The organism is Cryobacterium sp. MLB-32 (assembly GCF_000738085.1).
GTDB lineage: Bacteria > Actinomycetota > Actinomycetes > Actinomycetales > Microbacteriaceae > Cryobacterium.
This window is the reverse complement of record NZ_JPRS01000632.1, coordinates 1-1,194: the sequence shown is the minus strand read 5'-3', so window position 1 is coordinate 1,194 and position 1,194 is coordinate 1. Positions and strand designations below refer to the sequence as shown.

1 protein-coding gene is annotated in these 1,194 nt (G+C 56.1%); it reads left to right on the top strand.

The window, feature by feature from the left end:
* Nucleotides 1-665 precede the first annotated feature (665 nt).
* A partial coding sequence (locus JF66_RS24805) for a hypothetical protein (RefSeq protein WP_035880784.1) occupies nucleotides 666-1,194 on the top strand: 529 nt, incomplete at its 3' end.

Below are 1,194 nucleotides of genomic sequence, written 5' to 3'. Positions count from 1 at the left end.
GAACGCACATGAGACATGAAGATCACTAGACCGCTCCAGTAGCAGTCCCACCCTGGCCACACAGCGACTGGTCACTGACAGCCAAATGAGCAATTTACTGACATCGAGATGAGCATTCTCAATTGCACAGATGTCCGTTCAGGCCTGCACAACTGGTTCGGAGATCGACTGACGCGTTCTGATCTGCTCAGTTAGCCCCAGGATTGGGGGTCTGGCCTGAAGTTGAACAGCGGCTAGCGTTCAGGGTTGAGGTGACCGATCCGGGCCCTGGGCCCGAGCGGTGGTGAGGTCGGCGAGGGTGCGTTCGCGAATGATGTCACGCTCAAGTTTGGCGAACGCGGGCACTGCTTGTCCTCGGGACGAAGCGCCCCTCCTATGGCATTTTTCAGTTCGCCAGTCATCGGGGCCAGAAGGCCGACGATTCTTTTGGGCAGTGTGCGAAGTCCGACGACACGGTGATCGTCATCACGGCACCGCACTCAGCCTAAGATCTTCTGACTGCGCGCAGTCGAGGATGCTGCTTGATTGATGTTGAAGGACAGGTATACCGTGAGGGAACGCAAAGAAGCGTTCAGGGGGAAGAGGTAAGCAACCGAAGTCGACCATGCAGTAATCATCGTCGGCGCTTGTATCTAGCTCCGGCGATACAAGAAATGGGGATACAAATGAAAATTCAGAAGATAATTGCGGCAGCGAGTGTTGCCCTGTTACTGACAGGTCTGGGAGCTAGCGCGGCTTACGCCGACAGTCCAGAAAAAACCAAGGGTTCCGACACCATCGTCGTAAGTGGCCAGCAACTTGGTCCTGAGGATGGACTCAGAGTGGTCACCGAATCGTACGCAATTACACCAGGCGGCGACCCAGTCGGGGCTACCTACCCGACCACCCCGCCAAAGGGCCCAACGCCCCAGCTCGTCTGGGGGTCAAGCTATGCCTACTCTCAGGAATACCATTCCATCCAGTACACCGGATACGCCAAAGCTGCCGGGAATGTGTACAACGGGGAGCGAATCGTTAGAGTTTGTTTCTGGTGGACACAGGCAAATAGGACCTCGGTAACCACCTGTGCGGATGCTACCTACTCGGGCGGCTATTGGTACGCATCGCCAGAAGCCCAGGCACTCTTCGAGGACTCATTGGATCCCAACGCACCGCAGACTATCTTTAACATCCAGACGTCCCGGATAGACCCAA